Below are 5,498 nucleotides of genomic sequence, written 5' to 3'. Positions count from 1 at the left end.
GCGCCGAGGCGCGCACCGCGTCAACCGCTTCGGTCACCAGCAGGGGCTCATCGCCCGATACCGTGTACATCGCGGCGAGCCGGTTGCCCGGCCGCTGCAGATGTTCGGCCAGCCGGTCCGCGTCCATAGACTGTGCCATGGGCTAGCGGAGGTTGGCTGGGTCAGTGGTGGACGGCGTCTGCCACGGCGTGGGCGTGCGCGGCGGTTGCGGCGCGGTCGGGTCGTACAGCGGGATTTCGCCGTTTTCGCCACGCTCCTCGGCATTCTCGAATGCGCGACGCACGTCAGGTGCGGTCATGCGGCGCAGCACGCGGGTAACGAGATCGCGCTGCATGGCCTTGTACAACGTGTCGATCTGGCCTTGCTTGGCTTGCACGACCTGATCGTCATAGGGCATTTCGCGGTAGATCGACAGCGTGGTGTCGGGAATCAGCGCGCGCCCCTTGTTGTCGATCAGGCGGAACGTGTAGTTGATGCCGAGCTCGTATTCCTCGACGCGGCCTTGCGCGTTCAACGAAACCTCGCGCAGCGTGCGCGAGTCCGAGACCTGCTGGAGAATCGCCTGCGCTTCCTTGGGGCTGTCCACGAGTTTCGTGTCGGGCGAGGCCGCGCGCAGCGACCGGCGCACGTCGGCGCCGAACTGGGTGTTGTCGGGGATACCGACATACAAGGTGTCGAACGGCATCGGGGTGACTCCCCGCAATGCGAAACCGCAAGCGGAGAGCAGCATGAACAGCGCCAGGCAGGCGCCGCGCAGCAGCCTGGATTGGCGGGAGGAGTGCGTTTGTTGCCCGGCGAAGTACATGCTTGACCTCATCAGCCTACGACGTTGACCAGTTTGCCCGGAACCACGATAACGCGCTTGGGCGGGCGGCCTTCCAGGAAGCGGGTGACTTCTTCCTGGCTGGCGGCAAGCTTCTCGATGTCTTCGCGGGCAGCGGCGGCGGCTACGCGGATCGAGCCGCGCAACTTGCCGTTGACCTGGAGCATCAGCTCGATTTCGTCCGCGATCAACGCGGCTTCGTCCACATGCGGCCACGGCGCGTCCAGCAGGTCGCCCAGTTCCTTGGCGTACCCGAGGTCTTGCCACAGGTGCCAGGTGATGTGCGGGACGATCGGATACAGCACGCGCAGCAGCACGCCGAGGGTTTCGGCGTAGGCGGCGTCGGACGCGGCGTCTTCGGACAGCTTGGCGTCGTCGATGGCGTTCAGCATTTTCATGCAGGCGGACACGACGGTGTTGTACTGGATGCGCTGGTAGTCGTAGTCGGCCTGCTTGAGCAGCGTATAGACCTCGCGGCGCAGATCCTTGACGGCTGCCTGGGCTTGCGACCAGTCGGCGCCATTGGCCAGGCCGCGCGCCACGGCGTCGCGGCGGGCGTAGCTGATCGACCAGAGACGGCGCAGGAAGCGGTTCGAACCTTCCACGCCCGAATCCGACCATTCAAGGGTCTGCTCGGGCGGGCTGGCGAACATGACGAACAGGCGGGCGGTGTCGGCACCCAGCGTGTCGATCAGCGATTGCGGATCGACGCCGTTGTTCTTCGACTTGGACATTGTGCCCACGCCGCCGTAGGTGATGGCGGAGCCGTCCGACTTGAGCTTGGCGCCGGTGATGACGCCACGGTCGTCATAGACGTTTTCGACATCCTCGGGCCAGAAATACTCGATGCCCCCCTGGGGCGTCTTGCGCGAATAGATATGGTTCAGCACCATGCCCTGGCACAGCAGCTTGGTGAAGGGCTCGTCGAAGTTGAGCAAGCCCATGTCGCGCATGACCTTGGTCCAGAAACGCGCGTACAGCAGATGCAGCACGGCGTGCTCGATGCCGCCGATGTACTGGTCCATCGGCATCCAGTAGTCATTGCGCGCGTCGACCATGGCGGTGTCGTTGCCAGGCGAGGTGTAGCGCATGAAGTACCAGGACGAGTCCACGAACGTGTCCATCGTGTCCGTTTCGCGGCGTGCGGGCTTGCCGCAGCTTGGGCAGGCGCAGGACAGGAAGGCTTCGTTCTTGGCCAGCGGATTGCCGCTGCCGTCGGGGATCAGGTCGTCGGGCAGGACAACGGGCAGGTCTTTTTCGGGGACCGGGACGGGGCCGCAATCCGCGCAGTGGATGATGGGGATCGGGGTGCCCCAGTAGCGCTGGCGCGAGATGCCCCAGTCGCGCAAGCGCCACGTGGTCTGCTTTTCACCCAAGCCCAGCGCGCCCAGGTCGGCGGCGATGGCGTCCACGGCTTCCTTGTGCGACAGGCCGTCGTACTTGCCGGAATGGATGGTGCGGCCGGATTGCTTGTCGCCGTACCATTCCTGCCAGGCGTCGGTGGAATAGTCCTTGCCGGCGACGTCCACGACCTGGACGATGGGCAGGTCGTATTTCTTGGCGAAGGCGAAATCGCGCTCGTCGTGTGCGGGCACGCCCATGACGGCGCCGTCGCCGTAGGTCATCAGCACGTAGTTGCCCACCCAGACTTCGACGTCGGCGCCCGTGACCGGGTGCGTGACAAACAGGCCCGTGGGCATGCCTTCTTTTTCACGCGTGGCCATTTCGGCCTCGGTCGTGCCACCGAGCTTGCACTGTTCGATGAACGACGACAGCTGCGGATTGGCGCGCGCGGCATGCGTGGCCAGGGGGTGTTCCGGCGCCACGGCGCAGAACGTCACGCCCATGATGGTGTCGGCACGGGTGGTGAAGACGTACAGCTTGCCGTCCTGGATCAGTTGGCCGTCCTGGCCGGCGATCTGGTGCGGGAAGGCGAAGCGCAGGCCCTCGGACTTGCCGATCCAGTTCTCCTGCATCAGGCGAACACGCTCGGGCCAGCCCGGCAGGTCGTTCTGGACGGCGCCCAGCAGCTCATCGGCGTAGTCGGTGATGCGCAGGTAGTAGCCGGGGATCTCACGCTTTTCAACCAGCGCGCCAGAGCGCCAGCCGCGGCCATCGATGACCTGTTCGTTGGCCAGCACGGTCTGGTCTACCGGATCCCAGTTCACGACCTGGGTCTTGCGGTAGGCCACGCCCTTTTCCAGCATTTTCAGGAACAGCCACTGGTTCCACTTGTAGTACTGCGGATCGCAGGCGCACATTTCGCGCGTCCAGTCGATCGCCAGACCCATCGCCTTCATCTGCTTCTTCATATAAGCGATGTTGTCGTAGGTCCATTTGGCCGGGGGGACCTTGGACTTGATGGCGGCGTTTTCCGCCGGCATGCCGAAGGCGTCCCAACCCATGGGCATCAGGACGTTATAGCCACGCATGCGCAACTGGCGCGCCATCATGTCGTTGATGGTGTAGTTGCGCACGTGGCCCATATGCAGCTTGCCGCTGGGGTAGGGCAGCATCGAGCAGGCGTAGAACTTCGGCTTTTCGGAGCCGTCGGCGTTCTTCGCGTGTTCGTGGACCAGATAGGCGTCGCGGGCCTGCCAGTCTTGATGGGCGGCCGCTTCGACGGTAGTGGGGAGGTAACGTTCCTGCATGGGCTCGGGCACGGTGGCAAAAAAGGGTGAGCCGCCCTGCCGCGCGGACGCGGTGGCGGTCAAAACCCCTGATTATAGGAGGTGCTAGGCGCGGGCAGGGGACGGAGCCGTTTCCGGGATGCGCGCACTGGGCGACAAGGCGCCATATGCCAACGTAACAACACCCAGGACGGCGCCCGCGGTGACCACGCCGGGCCAGCCAAAATGGGCGTAAAGCCAGGACGATACCAGTGAACCGGTCGCCCCGCCGATGAAGTAGCAGGTCATGTAGCCGGCGGTCAGCCGGCTGCGGGCCTCCGGGCGCAGGCGGTAGAGGGCGCTGCTATTGGTGACATGGACGCCCTGGATCGCCAGATCCTGGATCAGGATGCCCGCAAGCAGCGCGATCACCGAGGCCTGGCCGAAGGCCATCAGCCCCCAGGAACCCAGCAGCAACAGCAGGCCGACGCGGGTGGCCAGGTTGCCCAGGCCGCGGTCGGCCAGGCGGCCGAACCGGTTGGCGGCGTAGGCGCCCGCGGCGCCCGCCAGGCCGAACAATCCGATCGTGGTGTTGCTGTATCCATAGGGCGGACTCGCCAGCAGGAAGGTCAGCGGCGTCCAGAGCATGCTGAAGGCGGCGAACAGCAGGAAGCCCAGCAGCGACCGGGCGCGGAACAGCGGTTCTTCGACGAACATGCGCAGGATCGAACCCAGCAACCGCGGGTAGCTCATTGACGTCGGACTCTGGTAGCGCGGAAGCAGGCGCCACAGGGCGACGGACATTCCGGCCATCAGGATCGCGGCGACCCAGTACACCGTGCGCCAGCTGCCCACGTCGGCCAGCGCGCCTGCCACGGTGCGGGCCAGCAGGATGCCCAGCAACAGGCCGCTCATTACGGTGCCTACCGCCTTGCCCCGTTCATGCGGCGCGGCGAGCGTGGCTGCGAACGGCACCAGGATCTGGGCGACGACGGACAGCATGCCGGTCAAGGCGGTGCCGACCAGCAGGACGGCGATGCTGGTCGCGAAGGACGAAATCAGCAAGCCGCCCGCCGACAGCAGCGTCATCAGCACGATCAGGCTGCGGCGCTCGAACATGTCGCCCAGCGGCACCAGCAGCATCAGCCCCAGCGCATAGCTGAGCTGCGCGGTGGTGACGATGGCGCCGGCCGTCGCGTTGGACAGCGAAAACTGCTGGCCGATCGTGTGCAGCAGCGGTTGGGCGTAGTAATTGCTGGCGACGGCAAGGCCGGTGGCGACCGACATCAGCAGGATGATCGGCGCGGTCAGCGCTGGCGTCGCGGGGGGAGTTGCGTTGGCGGGTGAAGCGGGAGTCATGGAAAGCAGGCGGGAGATGATGCGGGGGGGGCGGCCGACGGCCAGGGGCAAACGCAGAAGGCAAAAGCAGGAAAAATGCGGGTCAGGCGTCAGGCGTCGATGCCGCCGGGCGTCTCCTGGTCGTGTTTGATCAACAGCTTTTTCAACAATCCGGCCATTTGCTTGCGTTCGGACGGTGATAGCGGGTCCAGCAATTCGTTCAGCTCCTTCAGATAGTCCTTCAAGACCAGTTTGATCACGCGCAGCCCTTCCGCGGTCAGCGACACGATGACGCCGCGGCGGTCGTCGGGGTTGGGGTTGCGCACCAGCAGGCCGGCCTGTTCAAGGCGGTCGAGGCGGTTGGTCATGGCGCCGGACGTCAGCAGCAGGGCTTCGACCAGCTTCTGCGGATTCATGGCATGCGGGGCGCCGGTGCGGTATAGCGTGGCTAGCACGTCGAATTCGCCCTGATGCAGGTTGTAGCGGCGGAAGCTGCGGTTCACATCGCGGACGGCAAACGCGTTCAAGCGGAATACACGGGCGATGACCGCCATGGCGCCGAAGTCCTGGGTGGGACACTCCGCACTCCATTGCGAGATCACCTGATCGACAAGGTCATTCATGGGTAAGCCAGATTACTTTTATATGAAGCTTCTTAACGTTAAGATAAATTCTAACAGCAGGCCCGAATCCCGCGCAAATTGCGCCGCAAAAAAAGAAGGGCCCCC

At 64.8% G+C, this 5,498-nt stretch carries 4 protein-coding genes and 1 pseudogene; all 5 read right to left on the bottom strand.

The window, feature by feature from the left end; translation table 11 throughout:
* Window positions 1–139 (bottom strand): annotated as a pseudogene (locus ACE039_RS09015) (DNA polymerase III subunit delta); the annotation flags it as partial.
* Window positions 140–142: 3 nt separating this feature from the next.
* The gene (locus ACE039_RS09010; RefSeq protein ID WP_448711145.1) at window positions 143–805 is read right to left on the bottom strand and encodes an LPS-assembly lipoprotein LptE; all 663 of its coding nucleotides are present in this window, start codon (window positions 803–805) and stop codon (window positions 143–145) included.
* 11 nt (window positions 806–816) lie between these two features.
* Window positions 817–3,474: a leucine--tRNA ligase gene (gene leuS / locus ACE039_RS09005; protein WP_485822165.1), complete on the bottom strand. Its 2,658-nt coding sequence runs from the start codon at window positions 3,472–3,474 to the stop codon at window positions 817–819.
* Window positions 3,475–3,558: 84 nt separating this feature from the next.
* Window positions 3,559–4,791, bottom strand: a complete 1,233-nt coding sequence (locus ACE039_RS09000) for an MFS transporter (RefSeq protein ID WP_485822164.1) — start codon at window positions 4,789–4,791, stop codon at window positions 3,559–3,561.
* Between the two features lie 89 nt (window positions 4,792–4,880).
* Complete coding sequence (locus ACE039_RS08995) at window positions 4,881–5,393, bottom strand: MarR family winged helix-turn-helix transcriptional regulator (protein ID WP_313460282.1); 513 nt, start codon at window positions 5,391–5,393, stop codon at window positions 4,881–4,883.
* Window positions 5,394–5,498: the final 105 nt, after the last annotated feature.

The sequence above is a fragment of the Achromobacter maghribensis genome (assembly GCF_057334215.1).
Note: the sequence above shows the minus strand (reverse complement) of the source record. Positions and strands in the feature narration are given on the sequence as shown.

What these genes read in the sequence shown, in the direction of transcription:
- ACE039_RS09010 (WP_448711145.1), bottom strand. Translation starts at nt 805, where the DNA reads ATGTACTTCGCCGGGCAACAAACGCACTCCTCCCGCCAATCCAGGCTG.
- leuS (WP_485822165.1), bottom strand. Translation starts at nt 3,474, where the DNA reads ATGCAGGAACGTTACCTCCCCACTACCGTCGAAGCGGCCGCCCATCAA.
- ACE039_RS09000 (WP_485822164.1), bottom strand. Translation starts at nt 4,791, where the DNA reads ATGACTCCCGCTTCACCCGCCAACGCAACTCCCCCCGCGACGCCAGCG.
- ACE039_RS08995 (WP_313460282.1), bottom strand. Translation starts at nt 5,393, where the DNA reads ATGAATGACCTTGTCGATCAGGTGATCTCGCAATGGAGTGCGGAGTGT.